The 25,922-nt window shown below is 71.1% G+C and carries 24 protein-coding genes, 1 tRNA gene and 1 pseudogene; 12 read left to right on the top strand and 14 right to left on the bottom strand.

What is annotated here, in order from left to right; translation table 11 throughout:
• Positions 1-34 precede the first annotated feature (34 nt).
• From ORI94_RS00895 to ORI94_RS00880, 4 genes are read left to right on the top strand one after another with little or no spacing between them, the layout of a single operon-like run.
• Positions 35-196 (top strand): hypothetical protein, encoded by a 162-nt coding sequence (locus ORI94_RS00895; protein ID WP_266071741.1) that lies wholly within the window; start codon positions 35-37, stop codon positions 194-196.
• Positions 193-831 (top strand): aminodeoxychorismate/anthranilate synthase component II, encoded by a 639-nt coding sequence (locus ORI94_RS00890; RefSeq protein ID WP_266071740.1) that lies wholly within the window; start codon positions 193-195, stop codon positions 829-831. The genes ORI94_RS00895 and ORI94_RS00890 overlap by 4 nt, the downstream gene beginning before the upstream one ends.
• A complete protein-coding gene (locus tag ORI94_RS00885; protein WP_266071739.1) occupies positions 828-2,054 on the top strand; it encodes a class E sortase in 1,227 nt (408 codons plus the stop codon). Before ORI94_RS00890 ends, ORI94_RS00885 begins: the two co-directional genes overlap by 4 nt.
• A gap of 13 nt (positions 2,055-2,067) precedes the next feature.
• The gene (locus ORI94_RS00880; RefSeq protein WP_266071738.1) at positions 2,068-2,835 is read left to right on the top strand and encodes a class E sortase; all 768 of its coding nucleotides are present in this window, start codon (positions 2,068-2,070) and stop codon (positions 2,833-2,835) included.
• A 21-nt stretch (positions 2,836-2,856) separates the two neighbouring features.
• Here the strand turns inward: ORI94_RS00880 and ORI94_RS00875 are convergent, their stop codons facing one another.
• From ORI94_RS00875 to ORI94_RS00845, 7 genes are all read right to left on the bottom strand, one after another.
• The gene (locus ORI94_RS00875; RefSeq protein ID WP_266071737.1) at positions 2,857-3,138 is read right to left on the bottom strand and encodes a hypothetical protein; all 282 of its coding nucleotides are present in this window, start codon (positions 3,136-3,138) and stop codon (positions 2,857-2,859) included.
• 361 nt (positions 3,139-3,499) lie between these two features.
• A complete protein-coding gene (gene pknB, locus ORI94_RS00870) occupies positions 3,500-5,506 on the bottom strand; it encodes a Stk1 family PASTA domain-containing Ser/Thr kinase (protein WP_266071736.1) in 2,007 nt (668 codons plus the stop codon).
• Positions 5,507-5,675: 169 nt separating this feature from the next.
• Complete coding sequence (locus ORI94_RS00865; protein ID WP_266071735.1) at positions 5,676-7,151, bottom strand: peptidoglycan D,D-transpeptidase FtsI family protein; 1,476 nt, start codon at positions 7,149-7,151, stop codon at positions 5,676-5,678.
• The gene (locus ORI94_RS00860; RefSeq protein ID WP_266071734.1) at positions 7,148-8,584 is read right to left on the bottom strand and encodes an FtsW/RodA/SpoVE family cell cycle protein; all 1,437 of its coding nucleotides are present in this window, start codon (positions 8,582-8,584) and stop codon (positions 7,148-7,150) included. The genes ORI94_RS00865 and ORI94_RS00860 overlap by 4 nt, the downstream gene beginning before the upstream one ends.
• A gap of 27 nt (positions 8,585-8,611) precedes the next feature.
• Positions 8,612-10,159 (bottom strand): Stp1/IreP family PP2C-type Ser/Thr phosphatase, encoded by a 1,548-nt coding sequence (locus tag ORI94_RS00855; RefSeq protein WP_266071961.1) that lies wholly within the window; start codon positions 10,157-10,159, stop codon positions 8,612-8,614.
• A gap of 132 nt (positions 10,160-10,291) precedes the next feature.
• The gene (locus ORI94_RS00850) at positions 10,292-10,801 is read right to left on the bottom strand and encodes an FHA domain-containing protein (RefSeq protein ID WP_042163133.1); all 510 of its coding nucleotides are present in this window, start codon (positions 10,799-10,801) and stop codon (positions 10,292-10,294) included.
• Between the two features lie 10 nt (positions 10,802-10,811).
• Positions 10,812-11,660, bottom strand: a complete 849-nt coding sequence (locus tag ORI94_RS00845; protein WP_266071733.1) for an FhaA domain-containing protein — start codon at positions 11,658-11,660, stop codon at positions 10,812-10,814.
• A gap of 657 nt (positions 11,661-12,317) precedes the next feature.
• On the opposite strand from ORI94_RS00845, the gene ORI94_RS00840 reads away from it, so the two are divergent.
• Positions 12,318-12,401: transfer RNA gene (locus ORI94_RS00840), tRNA-Leu, on the top strand.
• A 338-nt stretch (positions 12,402-12,739) separates the two neighbouring features.
• Here the strand turns inward: ORI94_RS00840 and ORI94_RS00835 are convergent.
• Both ORI94_RS00835 and ORI94_RS00830 read right to left on the bottom strand, forming a co-directional pair.
• Positions 12,740-13,714, bottom strand: coding sequence for an NAD-dependent epimerase/dehydratase family protein (locus tag ORI94_RS00835; RefSeq protein ID WP_266071732.1), 975 nt, complete (start codon positions 13,712-13,714; stop codon positions 12,740-12,742).
• Entirely contained in the window at positions 13,711-14,772 is a 1,062-nt protein-coding gene (locus ORI94_RS00830) for a ScbA/BarX family gamma-butyrolactone biosynthesis protein (protein WP_266071731.1), read from the bottom strand. The genes ORI94_RS00835 and ORI94_RS00830 overlap by 4 nt, the downstream gene beginning before the upstream one ends.
• A 228-nt stretch (positions 14,773-15,000) precedes the next feature.
• On the opposite strand from ORI94_RS00830, the gene ORI94_RS00825 reads away from it, so the two are divergent.
• The 5 genes and pseudogenes from ORI94_RS00825 to ORI94_RS00805 all read left to right on the top strand — a co-directional run bounded on the left by ORI94_RS00825 (position 15,001) and on the right by ORI94_RS00805 (position 19,303).
• Entirely contained in the window at positions 15,001-15,672 is a 672-nt protein-coding gene (locus ORI94_RS00825) for a ScbR family autoregulator-binding transcription factor (RefSeq protein WP_266071730.1), read from the top strand.
• Between the two features lie 272 nt (positions 15,673-15,944).
• Positions 15,945-17,399 carry a DUF2252 domain-containing protein gene (locus tag ORI94_RS00820; protein ID WP_416237753.1) on the top strand — a complete coding sequence of 485 codons (1,455 nt, stop codon included), beginning with the start codon at positions 15,945-15,947 and terminating at the stop codon, positions 17,397-17,399.
• 31 nt (positions 17,400-17,430) lie between these two features.
• Positions 17,431-17,938 (top strand): annotated as a pseudogene (locus tag ORI94_RS35450) (hypothetical protein); the annotation flags it as partial.
• A 100-nt stretch (positions 17,939-18,038) separates the two neighbouring features.
• The gene (locus ORI94_RS00810) at positions 18,039-18,893 is read left to right on the top strand and encodes a hypothetical protein (protein ID WP_266071729.1); all 855 of its coding nucleotides are present in this window, start codon (positions 18,039-18,041) and stop codon (positions 18,891-18,893) included.
• A gap of 80 nt (positions 18,894-18,973) precedes the next feature.
• Complete coding sequence (locus ORI94_RS00805) at positions 18,974-19,303, top strand: rhodanese-like domain-containing protein (protein ID WP_266071959.1); 330 nt, start codon at positions 18,974-18,976, stop codon at positions 19,301-19,303.
• A gap of 313 nt (positions 19,304-19,616) precedes the next feature.
• Here the strand turns inward: ORI94_RS00805 and ORI94_RS00800 are convergent, their stop codons facing one another.
• The 5 genes from ORI94_RS00800 to paaA are packed head-to-tail and all read right to left on the bottom strand — an operon-like array spanning position 19,617 to position 23,293.
• A complete protein-coding gene (locus ORI94_RS00800) occupies positions 19,617-20,675 on the bottom strand; it encodes a 2Fe-2S iron-sulfur cluster-binding protein (protein ID WP_266071728.1) in 1,059 nt (352 codons plus the stop codon).
• A complete protein-coding gene (paaD, locus tag ORI94_RS00795; protein ID WP_266071727.1) occupies positions 20,675-21,265 on the bottom strand; it encodes a 1,2-phenylacetyl-CoA epoxidase subunit PaaD in 591 nt (196 codons plus the stop codon). Before paaD ends, ORI94_RS00800 begins: the two co-directional genes overlap by 1 nt.
• Positions 21,259-22,014, bottom strand: a complete 756-nt coding sequence (gene paaC, locus ORI94_RS00790) for a 1,2-phenylacetyl-CoA epoxidase subunit PaaC (protein ID WP_266071726.1) — start codon at positions 22,012-22,014, stop codon at positions 21,259-21,261. The genes paaD and paaC overlap by 7 nt, the downstream gene beginning before the upstream one ends.
• On the bottom strand, positions 22,011-22,298 hold the full coding sequence (paaB, locus tag ORI94_RS00785; RefSeq protein WP_266071725.1) for a 1,2-phenylacetyl-CoA epoxidase subunit PaaB: 288 nt from the start codon (positions 22,296-22,298) through the stop codon (positions 22,011-22,013). Before paaB ends, paaC begins: the two co-directional genes overlap by 4 nt.
• Complete coding sequence (gene paaA, locus ORI94_RS00780) at positions 22,295-23,293, bottom strand: 1,2-phenylacetyl-CoA epoxidase subunit PaaA (RefSeq protein WP_266071724.1); 999 nt, start codon at positions 23,291-23,293, stop codon at positions 22,295-22,297. Before paaA ends, paaB begins: the two co-directional genes overlap by 4 nt.
• A 378-nt stretch (positions 23,294-23,671) precedes the next feature.
• On the opposite strand from paaA, the gene ORI94_RS00775 reads away from it, so the two are divergent.
• Both ORI94_RS00775 and ORI94_RS00770 read left to right on the top strand, forming a co-directional pair.
• Positions 23,672-24,523 carry a DUF5819 family protein gene (locus tag ORI94_RS00775; RefSeq protein ID WP_266071723.1) on the top strand — a complete coding sequence of 284 codons (852 nt, stop codon included), beginning with the start codon at positions 23,672-23,674 and terminating at the stop codon, positions 24,521-24,523.
• The gene (locus tag ORI94_RS00770; RefSeq protein WP_266071722.1) at positions 24,520-25,914 is read left to right on the top strand and encodes an HTTM domain-containing protein; all 1,395 of its coding nucleotides are present in this window, start codon (positions 24,520-24,522) and stop codon (positions 25,912-25,914) included. The genes ORI94_RS00775 and ORI94_RS00770 overlap by 4 nt, the downstream gene beginning before the upstream one ends.
• Positions 25,915-25,922: the final 8 nt, after the last annotated feature.

Below are 25,922 nucleotides of genomic sequence, written 5' to 3'. Positions count from 1 at the left end.
GGGTCTGGTGCCGTGGTGCGACGGAAGGGACGGCATGTACAGCTGGATCTGGCGGCATCTGCCGGGGAACGGATGGGCGCGGGCACTCGTCTCACTCGTGCTGATCATCGCTGTGGTCTATGTCCTCTTCCAGTACGTCTTCCCCTGGGCCGAGCCGCTGCTGCCCTTCAACGATGTGACGGTGGACAACCAGTGAGTGCGCGCATTCTCGTGGTCGACAACTACGACAGCTTCGTCTTCAACCTGGTCCAGTACCTGTACCAACTGGGTGCCGAGTGCGAGGTGCTGCGCAACGACGAGGTGTCGACGGCGCATGCGCAGGACGGTTTCGACGGTGTGCTGCTGTCCCCGGGGCCCGGCACTCCCGAGCAGGCGGGGGTCTGCGTGGACATGGTGCGGCACTGCGCGTCGATCGGGGTGCCCGTTTTCGGTGTCTGCCTCGGCATGCAGTCCATGCAGGTGGCCTACGGCGGTGTCGTGGACCGTGCGCCCGAGTTGCTGCACGGGAAGACCTCGCGGGTCGAGCACGGGGGCAGGGGCGTGTTCGCGGGTCTTCCGTCCCCGTTCACGGCGACGCGCTACCACTCGCTGGCCGCCGAGCCGGACACCGTGCCGGAGGAGCTGGAAGTGACGGCCCGGACGCCGGACGGCATCGTGATGGGTCTGCGCCACCGTGAGCTGCGTGTCGAGGGGGTGCAGTTCCACCCCGAGTCGGTGCTCACCGAACACGGGCACCGGATGCTGGCCAACTGGCTGGTGGAGTGCGGGGACGAAGGAGCGGTGACGAGATCGGCGGGGCTCGCCCCGGTGGTGGGCAGGTCGCCGGCGTGACCGCGCTGCGCCCCGAGCGCGAGTCCGGTGCCGGGAACGGGGAGTCCTTCACGGAGGGCTCCGCGTACGGCACCGGCGGCGAGCAGGGGACCTCGTACGGGCAGCAGCAGCCGTACGGGGCACCCGGCACGCTCGGGGGCGGCGACTGGTACGACACCACCCAGCAGGGTGCCTACTCCTACGGTGGCGCGGGTTCGGCCGGTCCGGGTTCGGCCGGTCCGGGTTCGGCCGGCGGTGGTGCGGCCGGCGGTGGTGCGGCCGGGTCCGAGGACAGCACCGCGTATCTGCCGACCGTCGACGAGGGCGCGTACCTGCCGCCCGTGGACGAGGAGACGATGGCGCTGCGGATCCCTGATCCGCCGCCGCAGCGCAGGGAGTCCCCGGCGGGTGCCGGGGGCCGGGCGGAGCGCAGGAAGGCCGCCAAGAGGCGTCAGGGCCGCCGTGGTGGGACGAACAGCCCTTCCGAGGCCCGCGACGCCCCGGAGGGCCGCAGCGGGCCCCGGGCGCCGCTCTCGCGGGTGGAGGCGCGGCGGCGGGCCCGGGAACGGAAGGCCAGTCCCGCCGTCATCGCGAGCCGGGGGATCGGCGAGGTGTTCATCACCTGCGGTGTGCTGATGCTGCTGTTCGTCACCTACCAGTTGTGGTGGACGAACGTGCGCGCACAGGCACAGGCCGGCCAGGAGGCCAGCGACCTCCAGAGCGACTGGGCCAACGGTGAGCGCAAGCCGGGCGCGTTCGAGCCGGGGCAGGGTTTCGCGTTGCTGCACATCCCGCGGCTGGACGTGGTGGTGCCGATCGCCGAGGGCATCGACAGCAAGAAGGTGCTCGACCGGGGCATGGTGGGCCACTACGCGGAGGGCGCCCTGAAGACGGCGATGCCCGACGACAAGGAGGGCAACTTCGGGGTCGCGGGGCACCGCAACACGCACGGGGAGCCGTTCCGGTACATCAACCGGCTGGAGCCGGGCGACCCGATCGTCGTGGAGACGCAGGACACGTACTTCGTCTACAAGATGGCGTCGATCCTGCCGGTGACACCGCCGAGCAACGTGAGCGTCCTCGAACCGGTTCCGAAGCAGTCGGGCTTCACCGAGCCGGGCCGCTACATCACGCTGACCACCTGCACGCCGGAGTTCACCAGCAAGTACCGCATGATCGTCTGGGGCAAGATGGACGAGGAACGGCCGCGCAGCAAGGGCAAGCCGGATGCGCTCGTCAGTTAAGGGCAGAGGAAACGTGGCAGCGACCGCCGACGACACCGAAGAGCACAGCGCCAGGCCCGCGTCACCGCAGCCCCCGGCCCGCCGCCGTATGGGACCGGGCGCGATACTGGTCAGTGCCCTCGGGGAACTCCTCATCACCGCGGGTCTGGTGCTCGGCCTGTTCGTCGTCTACTCGCTGTGGTGGACGAACGTGCTCGCCGACCGCGAGGCGGGCAAGCAGGCCGACAAGGTGCGCGACAACTGGGCCCAGGGGCCCGGCGGCGACGGCGCCGGTGACGGGCCCGCCTCCTACGACAGCAAGAACGGCATCGGCTTCCTGCACGTGCCCGCGATGGGCGGCGACGACATCCTGATCGAGAAGGGCACCACGATGAAGGTGCTCAACGACGGCGTCGCCGGCTACTACACCGATCCCGTGAAGGCGACCCTGCCGACGTCCGGCAAGAAGGGCAACTTCTCGCTGGCCGCGCACCGGGACGGCCACGGGGCCAAGTTCCACGACATCCACAAGATCGAGGACGGCGACCCGATCGTCTTCGAGACGAAGGACACCTGGTACGTCTACAAGACCTACGCGATCCTTCCCGAGACCTCGAAGTACAACGTGGACGTCCTCTCCGAGGTGCCCGAGGAGTCCGGCCGCAAGAAGGCCGGCCACTACATCACCCTGACGACCTGCACACCGGTGTACACCAGCAAGTACCGCTACGTCGTCTGGGGCGAACTGGTCCGCACGGAGAAGGTGGACGAGGACCGGACGCCGCCGGAGGAACTGCGCTGAGGCGACGCTGAGGCGAGAGAGTCACTTCGGGTATCTCTGTCGTCCTACAGGGCGAAGACCCGAAGCCGCACCTTCCTCTTGCGGCTTCGGGCCTTCGCGACCCATCCCCTGGCGCAGCGCCTTGAGACGCGCCCCGGCGGTCCAGACCCCGACTTCTCCCCGATTGACCGTGACGACTCCGGTCAGGGCGGCGATCGCCTGCGATTCGTGGCTGAAGTCGCAGGTGGCGACGGAGAGCGCGAGGTCCACGCGGTTGACGGCCCGCGCCGCGCCGGCGAACTTCTGCAGGTCGGCACCGGGCACCGTCCAGCGGCCGGACCGGTTCCTGCACGGTTCGCCGGTTCACGGTCCGCCCGTCCGCGGTGCGGCCGGTGATGCCGGTGCCCCTCTCGCTGCGGGCCTGCCGCCCGTCGACGACGTCGGTGCAGCCGTCGCGCCGCAGCAGGTCGGCGACCTGCTGCGCGAACACCTGCCAGGTCATCGCCCTGGGCGTCGGTCGGAGCAGAACCCGGATGCCCCGCCCCACCCGTTCGTTCGACCAGTGGTGGCAGGCGAAGGCCCGAGCGAAGCGTCGACGCGGGTTCGGGCCGGGTCCATGAAGAAGCCCCGGCTCCCTCCGAAGAGGGCGTCGGGGCTCCGTCGTGTCCTGGGTGCCGGAGGTGGGTCAGTCGTCCTCGTTGCCGCCGGTGAGGCCGCCGAAGAAGCCGCCGCCGCCGCCGTCACCCCCGTTGTTGCCGCCCTGGTCCAGGGTGAAGAGGCGGACCGCCGTGCCCTTGTCGACCTGGTTTCCCTGGCCCGGGTCGGCGCCGATGACGCGGGAGTTGGGGTCCTGCGAACCCTTGATCTCGCCGACCGCCAGCCCGGCCTCCTGGAGCATCTTCTGGGCGTCCTTCAGCGTCTGGTTGTTGACGTTCGGGACGGCGACCTTCTCGTTCGCCTTGGCCTTGCCGACGACGATCTGCACCTGGGAGTTCTTGTCGACCTGCTGGTTGGGCTCCGGCGTGGTCGAGATGACCTTGCCGACCTGGTTCGGGTCGTCGACCTCCTGCTCGGTGCAGTTGCCGACCAGGTCGTTGGCGGTCATCTGCGCCCTGGCCTCGTCGCACGTCTTGTCGAGGACGTCCGGGACCGTCGACCTGGCCACCGCCTTGGCGACGGTGAGGGTGACGGTGGTGCCCTTCTCGACTTCCTCGCCGAGAGCCGGGTCCTGCTCGAGGACGGTGCCCGCTGTCTCCGTGGACTCCTTCTCCTTCGTCTCGACGACGAAGGCGTACTTGTCGCCCTCCAGCTCGGCCGTGGCGTCGTCGACGTTGTCGCCGACGACGCTCGGCACCGCCACCTTGGGCGCCCCGGTGGACACCACCAGGTTGACGGTGGACTCCTTCTTGACGTCGGTGCCCGGCTCGATGTCCTGCTCGCAGATGTTGCCCTTGGCCTGGTCCTCGCAGGGCTTCGAGGTGAACGCCAGGACCAGGTCCGTGTTGGTGGCCTGTTTCTCCGCCGCTGCCTTGGTCGTGCCGACGAAGTTCGGGACCGCGACGTTGTCGTTGCCCACGCCTCCGTTGCCGGAGAAGGCCCAGCGGCCGATGAGGATGGCGCCGATCAGGACCAGGACGCCCGCCGCGACCAGCAGGATCGTCGAGGTGTTGTTCTTCTTCTGCTGGCGGCGCCGGCCGGGGCGGTCGTCGTAGCCGTAGCCGCCGTCGTCCGGGTTCATGGGGGGCAGCATCGACGTGGCGGCGCCGGAGTCCGAGCGCAGGGCCGTCGTCGCCTGGCCGTCGGGGTAGCCGCCGTAGCCGGCCGCGCCCATCGTGGCGGCGGCGGCGACGGGCTGGCCGTCGAGGTAGGCCTCGATGTCGGCGCGCATCTCGTCGGCCGACTGGTAGCGGTAGTCGGGGTCCTTGACGAGCGCCTTCAGCGTGATCGCGTCTATCTCGGGCGTGACCTCGGGGTCGAAGACGCTCGGCGCCTGCGGTTCCTCCCGGACGTGCTGGTAGGCGACCGCGACCGGGGAGTCGCCGACGAACGGCGGTCGGACGGTGAGGAGTTCGTACAGCAGACAGCCGGTGGAGTACAGGTCGGAGCGGGCGTCGACCTGTTCGCCCTTGGCCTGCTCCGGCGAGAGGTACTGCGCGGTGCCGATGACCGCCGAGGTCTGTGTCATCGTCATGCCGGAGTCGCCCATGGCGCGGGCGATGCCGAAGTCCATGACCTTGACCTGGCCGTTGCGCGTCAGCATGACGTTCGCGGGCTTGATGTCGCGGTGGACGATGCCGGCCCGGTGCGAGTACTCCAGGGCCTGGAGGATGCCGATGGTCATCTCCAGCGTCCGCTCCGGCAGCAGCTTGCGGCCGCTGTGCAGGAGTTCACGGAGCGTGGAGCCGTCGACGTACTCCATGACGATGTACGGGATGGAGACCCCGTCGATGTAGTCCTCGCCCGTGTCGTAGACCGCGACGATCGCGGGATGGTTGAGCGAGGCGGCCGACTGGGCCTCCCGGCGGAACCGGGCCTGGAAGGACGGGTCGCGCGCGAGGTCGGCGCGGAGCGTCTTCACTGCAACGGTGCGGCCGAGACGGGTGTCATGGGCGAGGTAGACCTCTGCCATGCCTCCGCGGCCGAGCACCTGGCCCAGCTCGTACCGGCCGCCGAGGCGACGCGGCTCTTCCATAGCTACCTACCAGCCCTCTCCGTGGGTCCCGGCCGGCACGTTCGCGCGGCCGGAGGCTGCCGTCCGGGCCTACCGTACCCGGCTCGCTTTGTGTGACCTGGCCAAATACCGCAGCCGATACACGACCGGTACCGCTACGTGCACCTATGGGCGGCGGACGTGATCGGGGTCACTGCTTGCCCTTGACGACCGCCTCCATCACGCTCTTCGCGATCGGAGCCGCGAGGCCGCCACCGGAGATGTCGCCCCGTACGGCGTTGTCGTCCTCGATGATCACGGCGACGGCCACCGGTGAACTGCCGTCCTCGCCCTTGGCGTAGGAGATGAACCACGCGTAGGGGTTCTCGCTGTTGTCCACACCGTGCTGGGCGGTACCCGTCTTGCCGCCGACGGTGACGCCGTCGATCTGCGCGTTGGAGCCGGTGCCCTCGGAGACGACGGTCTCCATCATCGACTGGAGGATCTGGGCGTTCTCCGCCGACATCGGTTTGCTCAGCTCCTCCGGCTCCGTCTTCTCGATGGTGTCGAGGCTCGGGGCCTGGAGTTCGTCGACCATGTAGGGCTGCATCAGGGTGCCGTTGTTGGCGATGGCGGCGGTGACCATGGCCATCTGCAGCGGGGTGGCGGCGGTGTTGAACTGGCCGATGGAGGAGAGCGCGGTCTGCGACGGCTCCATGTCGTCGGAGAAGATCGAGGCGCTGGAGCGGACCGGGACGAACTGTTCCTCGGTGAAGCCGAACTTCTTGGCGTACTCGAGCATCGTGTCGTTGCCGAGGTCGGCGCCGATCTTGCCGAAGACGGTGTTGCAGGAGACGCGGAGTGCTTCGCGGAGGGTGGCGTCCTCGCAGGGGAGGTCGCCGTCGTTCTTCAGCTCGGTGGTGGTCTCCGGCATGACCCACGGCAGCGGCGTGTCGGTCTTGTCGTCCGCGCTCTCGTACAGGCCCTCCTCCAGGGCGGCGGCCGCGGTGAGGACCTTGAAGGTGGAGCCGGGCGGGTAGACCTCGCGCAGGGCCCGGTTCAGCATCGGGTCGTCGGGGTTTTCCTTTTTCTGCAGCTTCTGCCACGCCTCGGCGTCCTTGTCGCTGTTGCCGGCGATCGCGGACGGGTCGTAGGAGGGGAAGGAGGCCAGTGCCAGGATCTTGCCGGTGGACGGTTCGATCGCGACGACGGAGCCCTTGCCGCCCTGCTTCTCCAAGCCCTCGTAGGCGGCCTTCTGCGCGTCGGCGTCGAGGGTGGTGACGACGTTGCCGCCCTCCTTGTTCTTGCCCGTCATCATGTCGAGCGTGTTGCGGAAGAACAGGCGGTCGTCGTTGCCGGTGAGGATGCCGTCCTCGATGGACTCCAACTGGTTGGCGCCGAAGGCCTGCGAGGCGTAGCCGGTGACCGGCGACCACATCGGGCCGTCCTTGTAGGTGCGCTTGTACTCGAAGTCGCTGCCCGACGTTTCCTTGGAACCGGTGATCGGCTTGCCGTCGACGATGATGTCTCCGCGCGGCTGCTCGTAGCGCTCGATGGCGATGCGCCGGTTGTGCTCGTTCTTCTGCAGTTCGTCCGCCTGGACGTACTGGAGCCAGTTGCCGCGGATCAGAAGGGCGAGGACGAGGAACCCGCAGAAGATGGCGATGCGGCGCAGGGGCTTGTTCACGGTCGGACCACCTGAGTCATCTCGGCGTCTGGGTTGGCGGCGGGCGCGGGTGCCGGGCGGCGGGCGGTGTCGCTGATGCGCAGCAGGATGCCGATCAGGGCCCAGTTGGCGATGACCGATGATCCACCGGCGGCGAGGAACGGCATCGTCATGCCCGTCAGCGGGATGAGCCCCATGACACCGCCGGCCACCACGAAGACCTGCAGGGCGAAGGCTCCGGACAGACCGATGGCGAACAGTTTGCCGAAGGGGTCACGCGCTGCCAGGGCAGTCCGTACACCGCGCTCGATGATCAACCCGTAGAGCAGGAAGATGGCCATGACACCGGCCAGGCCGAGTTCCTCGCCGAAGGTGGAGAAGACGAAGTCGGAGTTGGCGGCGAAGCCGATCAAGTCGGAGTTGCCCTGCCCGAGGCCGGTGCCGATGACGCCGCCGGATCCGAACGACATGATCGACTGGCCGATCTGCTCACAGGCGCCGGAGGTCTCGTAACAGCCGAACGGGTCCAGCCAGGCGTCGACACGGGCCTGGACGTGGCTGGCGAACGAGGCCACGCCCACGGCGCCGGCGGCGGACATCACCAGACCGATCACGATCCAGCTCGTCCGCTCCGTGGCGACGTACAGCATGATCACGAACATGCCGAAGAACAGCAGTGAGGTTCCGAGGTCGTTCTCGAAGATGAGGATGAGCAGGCTGACGGCCCAGATGGTGATGATGGGGCCGAGGTCCCGGCCGCGGGGCAGGTACAGGCCCATGAAGCGACGGCTGGCCAGAGCCAGCGCGTCCCGCTTCACCATCAGGTAGCCGGAGAAGAAGATAGCGATGATGATCTTGGCGAACTCGCCGGGCTGGATGGAGAAACCGGCGACGCTGATCCAGATCTTGGCGCCGAACACGTCAGCACCGACTCCGGGCACCAGCGGCAGCAGCAGCAGGACCAGCGCCCCCACCATCGAGATGTAGGTGTACCGCTGGAGAATCCGGTGGTCCTTCAGGAAGACGAGTACCGCCACGAACAGAGCCAGCCCGACGGCCGAGTACAGCAGCTGGTTCGGCGCCGACGGGCTGAACACCCCGTACTGGCGCTCCGCCAGGTTCTGCAACCTCTCGGACTGGTCCAGTCGCCAGATCACGACCAGCCCGAGGCCGTTCAGCAGTGCGGAGAGAGGCAGCAGCAGGGGGTCGGCGTAGGCGGCGAACTTCCGCATCACCAGGTGCCCGACCGCTGCCAGCAGCCCGAGCCCCAGCCCGTAGGCGAGCAGCCCGGAGGGGACGGAGCCGTCGATGGCCAGCCCGACGTTGGCGTAGGCGAAGACCGGGATGACGACGGCGAAGACGAGTAGTGCGAGCTCGGTGTTGCGCCGGCTCGGCGCCCCGATCGCACCGATCGTGGACGTGTGCTGCGCCGATGGGTTGGTAGTACTGCTCATCGTGTGACAGGGCCTCTCACGGCTTGCCTACTGCTTACCGCACAGCGAGACGACCTTCTGCTCCTCCTCCGAGAGGCTGGGGCCGGGGCTGGGAGTAGGTGCGGACGGGGGCGTGGACTGCTGCGGTGCCTCGGTCGAGCCCGAGGGGGTCGGCGTCGGCGAGGCCTTGGACGTGAAGGAGGCGGGTGTGGTTCCCGTGGTGCCTCCGGCCTCGCCCTCACCGGTCTTCGCGCTGTTCTTGCTGTCGGCGGCGCGGCGCTCGGCTTCCTTCCTGCACGCGGAGGCCTGTACCGCGAGTTCGTCGATCTTCGTCCGGGCGCCGTGCAGGTCGCCCTCGGCGATGGTCGCCTCGACCAGCTTCCGCTGGTAGGGCGGCAGGTACCTGAGTTCGATCTCGGGGTGGTCCTTCTCGACCGTCGAGAGCGAGACCCAGGCCAGGTCCTGGCTGATGCCCTGGTAGAGCGCGACGTGCTCGCCGTTGGTGCCGACGTAGTACTGGGTCTGCGTCCAGCGCCAGCCGCTGTACACGCCGCCGCCGATGACGGCGAGGGCGAGCAGGCCGAAGAAGGAGCGCTTGAGCCAGCGGCGGCTCTTGCGGGGCTTGACGAAGGTGTCCCCGTCGTAGCCGAAGCCGTCGGTCTGGATGAAGCCGGTGACGTCGTCGCCGCTGCCGGGCGGGCCGAACTCGCCTTCGCCCTCCCCGCCGCCCCGGCCGCGTCTGCGGCCGAGTCCGGCGGCGCGGCCCGCCGGGGTCTGCATGGCACTGCTGTCGCTGGGCTGGGTCTGGTTCTCGGCGACGGCGCCGACCACGACCGGGGCGTCGGACAGCTGGCCGGCCAGGGTGTCGCCGGTGTCCAGGTCGAGGACGTCGGCGATGATCACGGTGATGTTGTCCGGGCCGCCGCCGCGCAGTGCCAGCTCGATCAGGTTCTGGACGGTGTCCTCGGGGCCCTGGTAGCCGGCGAGGGCCTCCTCCATGGTCTGGTGGGAGACCACGCCGGACAGGCCGTCGGAGCAGATCAGGTACCGGTCGCCCGCCCGGACCTCACGGATCGACAGGTCGGGTTCGACGTGCTCGCCGCTGCCGAGGGCCCGCATGAGCAGGGACCGCTGCGGGTGGGTGGTCGCCTCCTCCTCGGTGATCCGGCCCTCGTCCACCAGCCGCTGCACCCAGGTGTGGTCCTGGGTGATCTGGGTGAGGACGCCGTCGCGCAGCAGGTAGGCCCTGGAGTCGCCGACGTGGACCATGCCGAGGCGCTGGCCGGTCCACAGCAGTGCGGTCAGGGTGGTGCCCATGCCCTCGAGCTGGGGGTCCTCCTCGACCATCATGCGCAGCTGGTCGTTGGCGCGCTGTACGGCCGAGCCGAGGGAGGTGAGCAGGTCGGAACCGGGTACGTCGTCGTCGAGCGAGACGATGGTGGAGATGGCCTCGGAGGAGGCGACCTCGCCGGCCGCGGCGCCGCCCATGCCGTCGGCGATGGCGAGCAGGCGGGGGCCGGCGTAACCGGAGTCCTCGTTGCCCTCGCGGATCATCCCCTTGTGCGATCCGGCGGCGAAGCGCAGGGACAGACTCATGCGCACCTCGCCCGTCGGCTCCGGGTACAGCCGGTCGTGTCGAGCCACACTGCCCACCCTCCGGTCGGGAGCGCGCCGGGGCCCGGGGTGGGGGCCCCCACTGCGTGCTCGCTCCGCTCGCTCATTGTCGTACTACTTCCGCAGCTCGATGACGGTCTTGCCGATGCGGATCGGTGAACCCGGTCCGATCGGTGTGGGGGTCGTCAGTCTGGACCGGTCCAGATAGGTGCCGTTCGTGGAACCCAGGTCCTCGACGATCCACTGGCCGTCGCGGTCCGGGTAGATCCGGGCATGGCGGCTGGAGGCGTAGTCGTCGTCCAGCACGATCGTGCTGTCGTGTGCCCGGCCCAGCGTGATGGTCTGGCCCTGGAGCGCGACGGTGGTGCCCGTGAGGGTGCCCTCGGTCACGACCAGCTTGGTGGGGGCGTTGCGGCCGCGGCGGCCGCCCCCGGACTGCTGGCGCTGCGGCGGTGGTGCCTGCCGGGCGCTCTGTTGCGGCCGGGCGGCCTCCCGGCGTGCTCCGCGCTGGGTGACCCGCGTACCGAACAGGTCACTGCGGATGACCTGTACGGCCACGATCACGAACAGCCACAGAACGGCCAGGAAACCCAGCCGCATGACCGTGAGGGTCAGCTCTGACATTGCCCCCGCTTCACCCTTCGGCTTGCCGGTAAATGATGGTGGTGCTGCCCACGACGATCCGCGAGCCGTCGCGGAGCGTAGCGCGGGTGGTGTGCTGTCCGTCCACCACGATGCCGTTGGTGGATCCGAGGTCCTGGATCGTCGAGGGCGTTCCGGTCCGGATCTCGCAGTGCCGGCGGGAGACGCCGGGGTCGTCGATCCGCACGTCGGCTTCGGTGCTGCGGCCCAGTACGAGCGTCGCGTTGGAGATCTGGTGGCGGGTGCCGTTGATCTCGATCCAGTGCCGGGTGCGTCCGGCGGACGCGGGCGCGGCGGGGGGCCGCTGGCCGCCCGCGGGCTGCGGGTAGCCGTAGCCGCCGGGCCGGTCGCCGGGCGGCGGTGCGGCCGGCATGGGCGGGGCGCCGGCCGCGGGGCCGGCGGGCGGGTAGCCGTAACCGGCGGGCGGGCCGCCCGTGCCGGGCCCGCCGGGGCCCGCCTGGCTGCTGGAGGAGGCGAGCGTACGGCTGCGCACCCGGTACAGGCCGGTGTCGAGGTCGTCCGCCTTCTCCAGGTGCACCTTGATGGGGCCCATGAAGGTGTAGCGCTGTTGCTTGGCGTAGTCGCGCACCATGCCGGCGAGTTCGTCCCCGAGCTGTCCGGAGTACGGGCTGAGCCGCTCGAAGTCGGGGGTGCTCAGCTCGACGATGAAGTCGTTGGGGACGACGGTGCGGTCGCGGTTCCAGATGGTCGCGTTGTTGTCGCACTCCCGCTGGAGAGCTCCCGCGATCTCCACGGGCTGCACCTCGGACTTGAACACCTTGGCGAAGGTGCCGTTGACCAGGCCTTCGAGACGCTGCTCGAACTTCTTCAGGACTCCCATGGGGCACCTCCTCCGTCGTTGCCGTCCTGCGTACTGCCCTGTCTTCCACTGCTACTTCTACTGCGTCTACTGCCCGGTGCGCTGCCGCGTGCACCGCATAACCGGTACTGCTTACTGATCGTATCCACGCCCTGGTCGATCGGCTGGTTCCCCCTGCCCGCCCGGCCGACGGGTGTCGAGTCCGGCGGGGTTCCTCCGGGCTCCCCTCCGAACTCCTTCGGCCGTGCCTGTGCGAGCCCCCGCCATGGATCGTAGAGGGGGCCGTGGACCAGTGTCCCGCACCTGGCTGTGGGACTCCGCCCGGTACCTGGGGAGGCGGGGGGTACCGGTACGAGGTTGATACGTGAAGCGGTTCCCGACCGGTTCTTGATCGGTCCTCGCGGCGGGTGGGGGCGGCGCGGGCGTCAGGGGGCGGAGTGATGGGGCGGCGACCTTGATCATGCGTGGCTGCTCGGGGGCGGTCGGGGGGTGCTTCGGGGATGGCCGGTGCGCGGCCCGAGGGCTGCTCACGGGCAGCTCACCGGCCGCGGCGCTGCTCAGCGCGGGTGAGTGCCGGGGCAGGGGAAAGGGATGTGAATCCACCTCGGCCAGCGTGCTAATGTTCAGGAGTCGAAAGGCGCCGGACCCAGCGGGGAAGGGCCTGACGACACACCCAATGCGCGGGTGGCGGAATAGGCAGACGCGCTGGATTCAGGTTCCAGTGCCCGAAAGGGCGTGGGGGTTCAACTCCCCCCTCGCGCACACCGTCGAACGGGCGGCATCCATCTCGGATGCCGCCCGTTTCGCATGCCTGGACCGGGTGTGGCGGGTGGGGGCGGAGGCGGGAGCGGGCCCGGATCGTGTGAGGAACATCTCATGATCCTTTTGGGTGCGTGGTGACCGGACGTGCAGGTGTCGGCACGTTCCGCGGTCGAAATGAGAGGTGCGGGGCGACCGGGGTTCGAAACTGTGGCCGAGTGGCGCCGTGGGCTGCGGGGCGGTGCCGAACGCTTGTCGCGGGAGTCGAACCGACGGGTCGGTTCGACTCCCGGGTGCGGGCTCAGGAGCGGGGCGGGCGCGGTGGCCGTGGTGGTGGCCGGTCAGGGGGCGTGGACGAACGACCGGTACCAAGGGGCTGCGTGCGGGAAGGTGTGGAGGAACGGCTCGCCCGGGGAGCAGTCCAGGGTGGCCCAGAAGGTGTCGTCCTTGAACCAGTGGTCGACGGTGAGCATGCCGAGGTGGTGCAGGGCACGCGGGGAGCCGGCGGCCCGTGCGTAGGCGGTCGTGACGTCGACCGCGGCTTTCCCGGCAGACGGCTCCACGTGCGTGCGGACGGCCGTGAGCAACTCCGACGTGGAGACCGGGTCCGGGTGGTTGACGTAGTGGACGCCGGGACCGTGGGACGGGGAGAGCGCCGCGGCGACGGCCGCGCGGCCCAGGGTGTCGACGTCGATCATCGAATGCAGTGCCCCGCAGCCCGCCACGGTGGCCGACAACTCCCGTAGGAGTCCGGCCAGGCCGGGGACCATCCAGCGGTCGCCGGTGCCGTGCACCAGGTGGGGCCGCAGCACCAGGCCGCCCGCGTCGAGGACGTGCCGCTCGGCCGCGGCACGCGCGCGGCTGGTGGCGGAGACGGGGGCGACGGGGGCCTCGCCGGGCCGTACGCCCCGGAAGGGGCCCCTGCCGTGGACGGCGGCGGTGCTCACGTACACGATGCGGCGCACCCCACTGCGTACCGCCTCCTCCACCAGGGCCTTCGTGCCCCGGTCGTTGACCGCCGTGACGGATTCGGGGTCGCCGGTGATGCGCGAGGCGCAGTGGACGAGGACGTCGACGCCCGCACAGCTGCCCTGCAGGGACGCGGGGTCGGCGAGGTCGCCGGGGACGGTTCCGGTGGGCGGTGGTGCGCCCGGTGAGGGGTGCGCCGCTTGCGGAGCCTCGGGCGGCCGTGCGTTCCCGGCGGATGTGCGGCGGGAGAGCAACCGGACCCGGGTGTCAGCGCGCTGGCGTGCTGCGGCGGTGATCCGGCCGCCGATGAAGCCGGTGCCGCCCGTGATCAGGAGGTTCACCGTCACGTCAGCGACCGTACCGGGGCCGGGGCCAGGGCCGGGGCCGGGCTCGGGGGTGGCCCCGGGCTCCGTCGGCGGGGTGTGCGGACGAGGGTGACGGTGAAGACGGGTTCGCCGTCCTGCAGGCCGCAGACCCGTACGGTCACGTCGTTCCCGTCGTCCGTGTCATAGACCTCGGTCTCGAGGAGGCAGGGACTGTCCAGTTCGGTGTAGCGGCTGAAGGAGGAGGCCAGATCGGACGGCAGGAAGACGCGTCCGCCGGTTGCCGCTGTCGCCGCCTGGCGGGCCGCCTCGAACAGCACCATGCCGGGGACGTGGTCGTTGGGCCGGGCGAAGAGCACGGGGTGACCGGTGTCGACGCGCAGGAGCCAGGTGCCGGGACGGTCCGAGCGGGCGAGGAGGACGTCCTCCGCGCGGTGGCGGCCGACCAGTGTGTGAGGGACGGGAGGTAAGGGAGGTATCACGTCGTGCCGGCCGGCCGGCCGCCCGGCTCGCAGCCGGCGGTACGCGGCCGGCGAGGTGCAGCCCATGCTGCCGGTGCCCCGGGCGACGAGCCGTCCCGAGCGGTGGAACTCCATGACCGTCCGCATGCTGCTCAGACCGCGGCCCCGGCGGCGTACCTCGGAGCAGACGACGTCGACGGTGACCGGTTCCGCGGCGTCTGCGAGCAGCAGTTCGGAGGGGGCGGTGGAGATGCCCAGGTCCCACATGACGAAGTGGGTGTCGAGGGGAGCGCCGAATTCGGCGTGGGCGATGGCCATCGTCGTCTGGCGCAGTGTCTCGGCGACGATCATCGGGTCCTGGTGGAGGGCGTCCACGGGGCCGAAGAAGGAGTGCTCGGCGGGCCAGTGCGCGGTGACGCGGAAGTCGCGTTCGGACAGGCGGACCCATTGCCTCGGGAAGATGTCCGCCGCGCGGGTGCGGTGGGCGAGTTCCCCGGTGACCCGGATGACGGCGTCGGTTTCGGCACTGTCGCCGGCGGCCTGTCCAGCGGTGGTCGCGGGCGTGCTCCGCTGTCCGGTCCGATCCTCCGTGGGTGTGCTTGTGGTACCTGACTGCGGCATGAGGAACCCTCCGGATAGAAGGCCTGGCTCCGGTCGACTTCGCACTAAGATACGGACGAGTTGGTTTTTTTCAAGGGTGATCCACACCGTTGGGGACGAACCCGCAGTCCGCCCACGTGTTCGAACGTATCGCGGCACGGCGGTAGGGCGACCGCGCTGCTCCCGCCTGGCTACTTCACGGCGATCCACGAGCTCGACACAGATCCACAGAGATGCAGGAGGCACCCGATGGCGCGACAGGAGCGCGCGATCCGCACCCGGCGGACCATTCTGGACGCGGCGGCGGCCGTCTTCGACGAACGCGGTTACACCTCGGCGACCATCGGCGAGATCCTGGACCGGGCCGGGGTGACCAAGGGCGCGCTGTACTTCCACTTCGGCTCCAAGGAGGAGCTGGCGCTCGGCATCTTCGAGGAGCAACTCGCGGTCGCTCTGCCGCCCCAGTCCAGCAAGCTCCAGGAGCTCGTCGACTCCGGTCTGGTGCTGGCCCTGCGGCTGTGTACGGATCCGCTGGTGCGCGCCAGTGTCGGACTGGCCCTGGACCAGGGAGCGTTGGGACTGGACCGGACTCCGGCCTTCCGGATGTGGATCGACCAGATCACCCGGACCCTGGCCGAGGCGAAGGCGGGGGGCGAGCTGCTGCCGCACGTCGAGGTGGCGGAGACGGCGGAACTGCTGGTCGCGAGCTACTCGGGAGTGCAGCTCCTCTCGCAGCTGCGCTGTCAGCGGCAGGATCTGGAGCACCGGGTCGTGGTGCTCTTCCAGCACATGCTGCCCGGCGTCGCGGTGCCGGCGGTGCTGGCCCGGCTGGACATCTCGGCGGACCGCGGTCGGCGGGCCCTCGCAATGTGGCGACTGGAACCGGCCACGGAGAGTGTGGCCGAGGCGGGAGCGGGATAGCGGGCGGGGGCAGGCAGACGCCGTGTCCCAGCCGGTGGCAGGGGGTACGGGTGGGTGACGGTGTGGTCCGCCGTCCCGGAGTTGTCCACAGGACCTGACGCGTTTCGGCCACCTGGTTGTACCGTCGGCACGGTTGATGTCATGGCCTGCGCCGGTGCCCGTGTCGGCTTCGAGGCGGGCCGACGGCCGGATCGTCGTTCGCGTGCGGCCGGCCGACGTGTCGGGACGGGCGTACGTGTGGGCGTTCGGGTGAGGTGGTTGTGGTGACCGGAGTGGATGCCGGCGGGGCCGGGACGGGCAGGGCGGCGGAGCGGGCGGAGCCGGAGTCCGCTGCAGGTGAGGTGCGGCGGCTGCCGCGTGTACCGGGTTTCGCGGCGTGGCCGCCCGAGGGCTCGGCCAAGGAGGACGGCAAGGCCCTGCGCCGGCTGGTGCCGCGCAGTGCGCATTCCGCTCTCGACCTCGATCCCTCGCGCCCGGACGCGGTCAGCGCGGTCGAGGAGTCCAGCCGTGGCCGGCTGCCCGAGCTGACGCCGATGCGGGTGGGCCGGATGGCGGCGGCGCCGTTCGCCTTCCTGCGCGGATCGGCGGGCCTGATGGGCCACGACCTGGCCCGTACCCCCATGACGCGGATCCGCGCGCAGCTCTGCGGCGACGCGCACGCGGCGAACTTCGGCCTGTACGGCGACGCGCGCGGCGGGCTGGTCATCGACCTGAACGACTTCGACGAGACGGTGTGGGGACCCTGGGAGTGGGACCTCAAGCGGCTCGCCACCTCGCTGGTGCTCGCGGGACGGCAGGTCGGCGCGGACGAGGACACCTGCCGCAAGGCAGCCCGTGACACGGTGGGCGCCTACCGTCGCACGATGCGGCTGCTGGCGAAGATGCCGGTGCTGGACGCGTGGAACGCCATCGCCGACGAGGAACTGGTCTCCCACACCGACGCGCACGATCTGCTCGGCACGCTGGAGCGGGTCTACACGAAGGCCCGTGCCAACACCAGCGGCCGTTTCGCGGCCAGGTCCACCGTGGCCGTGGAGGACGGCGGGCGCCGCTTCGTCGACGCCCCGCCGGTGCTGCGCCGGGTACCCGACGCCGAGGCCCTCGCGGTGGCCACCTCCCTGGAGCAGTACGTCGGCACCCTCCAGCCCGATCGGCTTCCGCTGCTGGCCCGGCACGCGGTGCAGGACGTGGCGTTCCGCGTCGTCGGCACGGGCAGCGTGGGCACCCGCTCGTACGTCGTGCTGCTCCTCGACCACCGGGGCGAGCCCCTCGTCCTCCAGGTGAAGGAGGCCCGCGCCTCGGCGCTGGTGCCGCACCTGCTGACAGCCGGCTTCGACGTCCCCGACGCCGACCACGAGGGCCGGCGCGTGGTCCTGGGCCAGAAGCGGATGCAGGTGGTCAGCGACAACCTGCTGGGCTGGACGACCGTCGACGGGCGGCCCTTCCAGGTACGGCAGTTCCGCAACCGCAAGGGCAGCGTCGACCCGACGGCCCTGTCCGCCGACGAGGTCGACGACTACGCCCGGATGACCGGCGCCCTCCTGGCCCGCGCCCACTCCCACAGCGCCGACCCCCGCCTGATCTCGGGTTACTGCGGAAAGAACGACGAACTCGACGAGGCGATGGGTGAGTTCGCCTTCCGCTACGCCGACCGCACGGAGGCGGACCACGCAGACCTGGTGGCCGCGGTCCGGTCGGGCCGGATCGCGGCCGAGATGGGGGTCTGAGCACTGCTTCACCGTCTTCGGCGGCTTCCCGGTGGCTGATCTGCCGCGGGACGTCGTCAGGTGCTTCTTCGTCCCGGGCCGATGGGGCGCTGCCGGACCTGTGCGCTCCTGATGCCTCGGCGCAAGACTGGCGGGCGGTTCCCGGTCTCGTCGTCGCGCGTGGCGGGGAGTACGGGTACTCCCAGAGCGGGACGGTGCCGCCGATTCCGCGGGCGGAGGCCGTGCTGTCCCGTCCGGCCGACGCGAAGTGCCCGGTCCTGGGGAAGCGGCCGGCTGCCGACGTGTCGGCGGTCTTCCGCTTCCGGTCGGTGGGCGCGGTCGACTTCGACGTGGGTCTGCGGGAGCTCCAGGGGCCGGAGCGACTCGATGTGTCCTGCGGGTCCCTGCGGGTCCCTGCGGGCCCCTGCGGGTGCCTGCGGGTGCCCGGGCGGCGGCTGGGCAAGCCGGTGGGCATGGAGGCCGGGGGTGGTGACGGCGGCCCTCCGGTGCTGGGGTACGACGTCGGGGCCGGTCGGGTCGGGGGGTGGGTGGAGCCGGTGGGCCGTGCCCCCGGTCGGCCGGGGCGGAGGGGGCGGTGGGCTGTCGGGAGACGGGGGTGGTGGGATCCGGGGGGCGGCGGTCGTGGCCTACGCTGTCCGGGTGACGACCTCGGAAGGTGAGCAGGGCAGCGGCGGTGCCGGTGCGGAGCAGGTGGCGGCCGACGGTGGTGCGCAGCGGCCCGAGGCACGGCTGGAGCAGGCCGTGCGGGCCGCGGAGCGGGCGCTGATCGAGTTCGAGATCGCGGTGGACACCTTCCGCATCGAGGTCGAGAACTTCTCCCGGCTGCACGAGCAGCGGCTCGGCCCCGTGTACGCCCGCCTCGAGGAGCTGGACACCCGCATCCTGGAAGCCAGAGCCACCCGCAGCGGTGATCCCGAGGACCGCCGGTTGGCCGACGACGCGCGCTCCCGGCTGCAGCCGATCCCCGGTGTGGAGGAACTGCTGGGCGGCTGGATGGACGGCAACGGTCTCTTCCCCGAGGCCGCGGCCATGCTCACCGACCAGCCGGTCCGGCCCCCGGAGCGGGTGCGGCCCAGCGAGGAGGCGCGCAAGCTCTACCGCGACCTCGCCCGCAAGGCCCACCCGGACCTGGCGCAGGAAGAGGCGGAACGCCATCGCCGTGAGGAGTTCATCACCCGCGTCAACGCCGCCTACGCCCGCGGCAGCGAGGCCGAGCTGCGGGAGCTCACCGCGGAATGGGCGGCGGGCCCGAAGCTCAAGGAGCAGGCCCCGAGCGCCGGCGAAGAGCTCTACGCCCGGCTCGAATGGCTTGCCCGGCGCAAGGAACTGCTCACCCTGGTCGCGAAGGAGCTCGAGGAGGGCGCCATCGGCTCGATGCTCCGGCTGGCCCCGGACGACCCGGACCGTCTCCTGGAGGAGATCGCCGAGCAACTGCGGGCCCAGGTGGCCGAGCGCGAGGCGGAACTGGCGGCTCTGGAGTCCCTCGAGGGCTGAGCCGCCGGCCGACGGACGTGAGTCCCGGCCCCGGCCCGGGGCTTTCCGGTAGCGTCGGGGGCATGAGCTTTGCGACTGGGGTGCCCACGGTCGGGGTCTGTGACCTCAAGGACGGCGACTTCCTGCTGGATGTCCGAGAGAACGACGAGTGGACGTCCGGTCATGCCGGAGGTGCGCTGCACATCCCGATCAGCGAATTCGTCGCCCGTTACGGCGAGCTGACCGAGGCGGCTCCGCAGGACGGCCGGGTGCATGTGATCTGTCGTTCCGGCGGGCGTTCGGCCCAGGTCACGATGTATCTGGTCCAGCAGGGCGTCGACGCCGTGAACGTGGACGGCGGCATGCAGGCGTGGGAGTCCGCGGGACGCCCCATCGTCACCGATGACGGACAGCCCGGACACGTCCTGTAGTATCGGGAGGGGCGGGCGGCCGTCGCCGACCGACCGCGGATCCGGCCTCGGGACGTCCGCAGTCGCCGCCGCCACGGCCGCCACGGTCAATCACGGCCACCACCGCTTCAGCGGGTTTCAGCCCGGAGGATGCGACGCCGGCAGGTCTTCCTGGGCCTCCTCCGGTGCCGGTGCCGGGCCGTGCGGGGCGGGAGCCCTATGCCCGGAGTCCTGCGGGCGCCCTGCCCGCTGACCCGGCGCCGGTCCGCCCGAACGGCGTCGCAGGGGGCGGGGCGGGGATGGCGCGGTGTCTGCGGGAGGGGGTGTGCCACCGTCACCGGTCGAAGTCCAGCTCCACTCTTTCCGTCACCGGATGCGACTGGCAGGCCAGTACGTAGCCCGCCTCGGTCTCCTCCGCCTCCAGCGCGAAGTTGCGGTTCATCCGTACCTCGCCCGAGACGAGGAAGGCGCGGCACGTTCCGCACACCCCGCCCTTGCAGGCGTAGGGGGCCTCGGGGCGGTTGCGCAGCACCGTCTCCAGCAGGGACTCGCCCTCCTGGACGGGCCAGGTGCCGCCGCGTCCGTCGAGCAGGGCGGTGACCGTGCTGTGGGCGGGGGCCGGCGCCGCGGGGGCCGCCGGGGCGCCGGTGTCCACGTGGAAGATCTCCTCGTGGATGCGGGAGCGCACCACTCCGAGACCGCGCAGGGCCCGCTCGGCCCCCTCGACCAGCCCGTACGGGCCGCACAGGAACCAGCCGTCCACCTGCTCCACCGGCAGCAGGGCCGGCAGCAGGGCGGCGAGCCGATCCTGGTCGAGCCGTCCGGACGGCAGTCCCGCCTGCTGCTCCTCCCGGGAGAGCACCGGCACCAGCTGGAACCGGTCGGGGTAGCGGTCCTTCAGGTCGGCGACCTCCTCCAGGAACATCGTCGAGGCGGCCGTCCGGTCACTGCGGATCAGGCAGAACCGGGCCCCGGACTCGCGCTCCAGAAGGGTCGAGACGATGGAGAGCACCGGGGTGATGCCGCTCCCGCCGACGATCGCCGCGTACCGGCCGGGTGCGGGCGGGAGGGTGAACCGGCCCGCCGGGGTCATCGCCTCCAGCTCGTCCCCGACGCCGATCTCCTTCAGGGCGTACGTCGAGAAGGCGCCGTCCTCCACCAGACGCACCCCCACCCGCAACGTGCCGGGCCCCCTGCCTTCGGGGGCCGGGGAGCAGATCGAGTAGGTGCGCCGGATGTCCTCGCCGTCGGCCCTGCGCCGCAGGGTCAGGTGCTGGCCGGGGGCGTAGCGGTACTCCTCGCGCAGGTCCGGCGGGACGGTGAGGGTGAGGGCTGCGGAGTCGTCGGTGAGCCGGTCGACGGCGGCCACCCGGAGCCGGTGGAAGCGCGCCATCACAACTCCTTGAAGTGGTCGAACGGTTCACGGCAGTCCAGGCACCGGCGCAGCGCCTTGCACGCGGTGGACGAGAAGCGGCTGAGCAGTTCGGTGCCGGCGGAGCCGCAGTGCGGGCACCGCACGGGCTCGGGCGCCTCGGCGGGTGCCTCCTCGGGCATGGGCCCGGGCGTCCCGTTCGCCCAGGGCTCGCGGGCACGCGTGCGGATCGGCCCGAGGTCCACCGCGACCGCTCCCGACGCCTGCCGTACGCGCGGCGGGGCGATACCGGACTCCTGCAGCTTGCGGCGCCCTTCGTCGGTGATGTCGTCGGTCGACCAAGCGGGTGCGAGCACTCTGCGGACGGTGACCTCGCGCACCCCGTGCTCACGCAGCACCCGCTCTATGTCCGCCGACATCGCCTCGACGGCCGGACACCCCGTGTACGTGGGGGTCAGCTCCACCTCGACGGTGTCCGCACCGCGCGCGTGCACCGCGCGCACCACGCCCAGCTCGCGCAGGGTCAGCACGGGCAGTTCGGGGTCGGGCACCGAACCGGCCAGTTCGAGCAGTTCCGCCTCGAGTGCGGTGTCGGCCGCCGGGGTCACCATGTCGCCCCCGGGTGGCTGCGGTGCAGGTGCTGCATCTCGGCGAGCATGCGGCCGAAGGACTCGGTGTGCAGTCCCTGGCGTCCGGCACCGGCAGCCCACGCACCCGTGCGCGGGCTGCCGGGCACGGTGAGGGTGGCCCGGCCCAGTACCTGCGTGATCCGCTCCAGCCAGGACGTCTCCAGGTCCGGCCAGTCGACGTCGAGGCCCTCGACCGGCTGGAACATCTCGCCGGTGTACCGCCACAGCGCGTCCACGGCCCGCTGCATCCGGGTGTGGCCGGTGTCGGTGCCGTCGCCGAGCCGCAGGGTCCACTGCTCGGCGTGGTCGCGGTGGTAGGCGACCTCCTTGACGGCCTTGCCGGCCAGCGGTGCCAGCGGGCCGTCCCCGGCGGCGAGTTCGGTGTGCAGGAGGTACTGGTAGGTGGAGAAGTACAGCTGGCGGGCGATGGTGTGGGCGAAGTCGCCGTTCGGCTGCTCGACCAGCTGGAGGTTGCGGAAGGCGCGCTCCTCGCGGAGGAACGCCAGCTCGTCCTCGTCGCCCGCCATCGACAGCAGCACGCGGGCCTGGCCCAGCAGGTCCAGCGCGATGTTGGCGAGGGCGACCTCCTCCTCCAGCACGGGGGCGTGGCCGGCCCACTCGCCCAGGCGGTGGGAGAGCACCAGGGCGTCGTCGCCGAGCGCGAGTGCGGCCGCCGTGAGGACGGCGTCCCGGGAGGGTGCACGGGTGCCGGAGCGGGGTGTCGTCGTCACAGGTGGCGCACCCCCTCGGGGATCTCGTAGAACGTCGGGTGCCGGTAGGGCTTGTCGGCCGCCGGTTCGAAGAACGGGTCCTTCTCGTCGGGTGAGGAGGCGGTGATCGCGGACGACGGCACGACCCAGATCGAGACGCCCTCGCCGCGGCGGGTGTACAGATCGCGGGCATTGCGCAGGGCCAGCTCCGCGTCCGGGGCGTGCAGGCTGCCGGCGTGGGTGTGGGACAGTCCCCGGCGCGAGCGCACGAAGACCTCCCACAGGGGCCAGTCGGTGTCGGTCATCCGCGGGTCGCTCCTGTCTCACCGGTGGTGTGCTTGGCCGCGTAGGCGGCCGCCGACTCCCTGACCCAGGCACCCTCCTCGTGGGCACGCCTGCGCCGGGTCAGCCGCTCCTCGTTGCACGGGCCGTTGCCCGCCAGGACGTCCCGGAACTCCGTCCAGTCGATCGGGCCGAAGTCGTGCTGTCCCCGTTCCTCGTTCCAACGCAGGTCCGGGTCGGGGAGGGTGAGGCCGAGCGACTCGGCCTGGGGGACGCAGATGTCGACGAAGCGCTGCCGCAGTTCGTCGTTGGAATGCCGCTTGATCCTCCAGGCCATCGACTGCGCGGAGTGCTGCGACTCGTTGTCGGGAGGGCCGAACATCATCAGCGACGGCCACCACCAGCGGTCCACCGCGTCCTGCGCCATCGCGTGCTGTTCCGGGGTGCCGCGGCTCAGCGCCAGCAGCAGCTCGTAACCCTGGCGCTGGTGGAAGGACTCCTCCTTGCAGATACGCACCATCGCGCGCGCGTACGGGCCGTAGGAGCAGCGGCACAGCGGCACCTGGTTGGTGATCGCGGCGCCGTCCACCAGCCAGCCGATCGCGCCGACGTCGGCCCAGGTCAGCGTGGGGTAGTTGAAGATCGAGGAGTACTTCTGGCGGCCGGAGTGCAACTTGTCCAGCAGCTCGTCGCGCCCCGTCCCGAGGGTTTCGGCGGCGCTGTAGAGGTACAGGCCGTGTCCCGCCTCGTCCTGCACCTTGGCCATCAGGATCGCCTTGCGGCGCAGCGAGGGCGCGCGGGTGATCCAGTTGGCCTCCGGCTGCATGCCGATGATCTCGGAGTGCGCGTGCTGGGCGATCTGCCGGACGAGCGTGGCGCGGTAGGCGTCGGGCATCCAGTCGCGCGGTTCGATCCGCTCGTCGGCGGCGACGGCCGCGTCGAAGGCGCGCTCGTACTCCGCGCCGCCGTCCGCGCCGTCACCCGCGTCGGCGCCGACGCTGTCGACTGCTGTCGCCATGAGGTCCCCTCCGACCTGGTTTCTTCCCGGAACACGCTCCCGACCGATCGTTCGGTTCGTGCGGTTCCATGGTGAGACGGGCGCCACGAGGTGTCAACAGCTGTGGACAACCTGCGGGCGGCACCGTCGAGGGCGGGCCGCCCGTGGGCGGCCCGGGGTCGGCCGGGCCCGGCCGTGGACGTGGTGACGGCCACGGAATGCGCGGACCGCTGGGACTGTGCCGGGACGGCCGGTGCTGAGTACCGTTCCCGTGCGACGCCGCGAAGCGGTGTACGGGCGGCACGACGCCCTCGCACGCCGCACGGTGGCGGCGATCGACCGGGACCCGGGCCGGGATTCCGGCCGGGATCCGGGCCGGGACTGTGGGAACGGGGCGGGATGGACGCGTACGACGAGGACTCGCACGCCCGGCACGGGCGGACCGGGCCGGGCGTGCCGGGCGGCTCTGCCCCTGCACTGCCCCCGGATCCGCCTGATCCCGCACCGGCGGGGCCCGCTGCCCAGGACGGTCCCCGGCCCTCGAAGGCCCCTTCGGCCCCGGACCCCCTGTCCCCGGAAGCGGACCCCCCGCCCTCCGAGCCCCGTACCGGCGTGGCCGCCCTCCCGCTCCGCCACCGGGCCGTTGCCGCCGTGGCGCTCGGGACCGTCGCGGTCGTCGTCTGTGTGCACATAGGCATGGCGTTCCTGCACGTCGCGCCCGCGAACACGGTCTCCAAGGAGCACGCCGAGGTGATCGAGGACTGGATCTACCCGGAGTTCGAGCAGAACTGGAAGCTGTTCGCGCCGAACCCGCTGCAGCAGAACATCTCCGTCCAGGTCCGTGCCGAGGTCCTGACGCCGGACGGGGGAGTGCGGACCACCGGCTGGTACGACCTGTCCGCCGAGGACGGCCGGGCCATCGACGGCAACCCCCTGCCCAGCCACACCCAGCAGAACGAGCTGCGCCGCGCCTGGGACTTCTTCGTCGCCACGCACGACGATGAGAACCGGCCGGTGGGGATGCGCGGCACGCTGGCCGAGTCGTATCTGCGCCGGATCATGGTGATGCGGCTCGACCGGTCGGACGCGGCCGGGCCGGGCGGTGTCGTGGACCGGGTCCAGGGCCGCTCCCGCACGACCGACGTGCCGCCGCCGGACTGGAGCGAGGAGGAGGTCTCCACGAAGCCGGTGTACCGCACGCTGCCCTGGTGGCCGGTGCCGGAGGACGAGGCCCGGGGAGGCATCGGGTGAACCGCTTCTCGACCGGGGTCTCCGGCGCCGTCGCACGGGTCGCCGATTCGGCCCTCGGCCCTCACCAGACCGCGGTGGTCCGGATCGGGTTCAGCGCGACCTGGCTGCTGTTCCTGTTGCGCGAGTTCCCCCACCGCCAGGAGCTGTACGGGCCCGACGGCCCGTGGGCCTGGGACCTCGCCGACCAGCTCGTCCGGTCCAACGGTGCCTTCACCGCGTTGCTGTGGTCGGACGGCCAGGGCTGGTTCGAGGCCCTCTACCTGCTCGCGGTGGTGTGGAGCGTCCTGCTGCTGCTGGGCTGGCGCACCCGCACCATGTCGGTGCTGTTCATGGTGGGGGTGCTGTCGCTGCAGAACCGCAGTGTCTTCATGGGCGACGGCGGCGACAACGTCCTGCACCTGATGGCGGTCTACCTCGTGTTCACGCGCTGCGGCCGGGTGTGGTCCCTGGACGCGCGGCGTGCCCGGCGCGCGGACGGGGCGCGCGCGCGGGGAGAGCGGCCGCGGGACCGGACGGGCCCCGCGCTGTGGGGGGTGCTGGGTTTCCTGCTGTTCCTGGCGACCCTGGCCGGCCGGATGGACGGCGACTGGTTCGTCCCGGCGCTGCTGTGGGCCGTATGGTCGGCGCAGGCGCTGTGGTGGCTGGTGGGGCGCTGTGCGAGGACCCCGCAGCCACGCGTCCTGCTGGACGTCGTCGCCAACATCGTGCACAACGGCGCCCTGCTGGTGATCATGGCCGAGGCCTGTCTGATCTACGCCACGGCAGGCTGGTACAAGATCCAGGGATCCCGCTGGCAGGACGGCACCGCGGTGCACTACCCGCTGCACCTGGAGTACTTCTCCCCCTGGCCGGCCCTCGGCGACCTGCTGACCGCCAGCGGCACCCTGGTGATGCTGGTGACCTACGGGACGGTCGCCGTACAGGTGGCCTTCCCGTTCACCCTGTTCAACCGGCGGGTCAAGAACGTGTTCCTGGCGCTCATGATCACCGAGCACGCGGTGATCGCCGTCGTCCTGGGGCTGCCGTTCTTCTCGCTGGCGATGATCGCGGCCGACGCGGTCTTCCTGCCGACGTCGTTCCTGCGCCGCCTGGGCAACGTCTTCGCGCGTCTCCACGCGTGGGTACGCGGCCCGGTACTCCGGACACTGCCGCCGCGCACGCGCAGGTGCAGGCGCGCGGGTGGTGTACCGGTGCCCGCACCCAGGACCGGGAGTCCGGGAGAGCCGGTGGGTCCCATGGACCGGGCGGAGCAGGAGGAGCAGGTGGACCGGACAAAGCAGAAGGAGCAGGAGGAGCAGGGGGAGCAGGGGGAGCAGGGGGACCGGGTGGAGCAGGCCGGCCGGGGACCGGTCGTTCCCGGGCCGGGGAAAGCACCGGGCACGCGCCCGTAGGCTGCACG

Source organism: Streptomyces sp. NEAU-W12, from assembly GCF_026242095.1.
In the GTDB taxonomy this organism is placed as follows: domain Bacteria; phylum Actinomycetota; class Actinomycetes; order Streptomycetales; family Streptomycetaceae; genus Streptomyces.
The sequence above is the reverse complement of the archived record's forward strand: the minus strand, read 5'-3'. Positions and strand labels throughout refer to the sequence as shown.

Excerpts from the sequence above, each read along its gene's own strand:
- ORI94_RS00845 (WP_266071733.1), bottom strand. The coding sequence starts at position 11,660 with ATGGGAGTCCTGAAGAAGTTCGAGCAGCGTCTCGAAGGCCTGGTCAAC.
- ORI94_RS00860 (WP_266071734.1), bottom strand. The coding sequence starts at position 8,584 with ATGAGCAGTACTACCAACCCATCGGCGCAGCACACGTCCACGATCGGT.
- ORI94_RS00825 (WP_266071730.1), top strand. The coding sequence starts at position 15,001 with ATGGCGCGACAGGAGCGCGCGATCCGCACCCGGCGGACCATTCTGGAC.
- paaD (WP_266071727.1), bottom strand. The coding sequence starts at position 21,265 with ATGGTGACCCCGGCGGCCGACACCGCACTCGAGGCGGAACTGCTCGAA.
- ORI94_RS00850 (WP_042163133.1), bottom strand. The coding sequence starts at position 10,801 with ATGTCAGAGCTGACCCTCACGGTCATGCGGCTGGGTTTCCTGGCCGTT.
- paaB (WP_266071725.1), bottom strand. The coding sequence starts at position 22,298 with ATGACCGACACCGACTGGCCCCTGTGGGAGGTCTTCGTGCGCTCGCGC.
- ORI94_RS00800 (WP_266071728.1), bottom strand. The coding sequence starts at position 20,675 with ATGGCGCGCTTCCACCGGCTCCGGGTGGCCGCCGTCGACCGGCTCACC.
- ORI94_RS00775 (WP_266071723.1), top strand. The coding sequence starts at position 23,672 with ATGGACGCGTACGACGAGGACTCGCACGCCCGGCACGGGCGGACCGGG.
- ORI94_RS00830 (WP_266071731.1), bottom strand. The coding sequence starts at position 14,772 with ATGCCGCAGTCAGGTACCACAAGCACACCCACGGAGGATCGGACCGGA.
- paaA (WP_266071724.1), bottom strand. The coding sequence starts at position 23,293 with ATGGCGACAGCAGTCGACAGCGTCGGCGCCGACGCGGGTGACGGCGCG.
- pknB (WP_266071736.1), bottom strand. The coding sequence starts at position 5,506 with ATGGAAGAGCCGCGTCGCCTCGGCGGCCGGTACGAGCTGGGCCAGGTG.
- ORI94_RS00855 (WP_266071961.1), bottom strand. The coding sequence starts at position 10,159 with ATGAGTCTGTCCCTGCGCTTCGCCGCCGGATCGCACAAGGGGATGATC.
- ORI94_RS00895 (WP_266071741.1), top strand. The coding sequence starts at position 35 with ATGTACAGCTGGATCTGGCGGCATCTGCCGGGGAACGGATGGGCGCGG.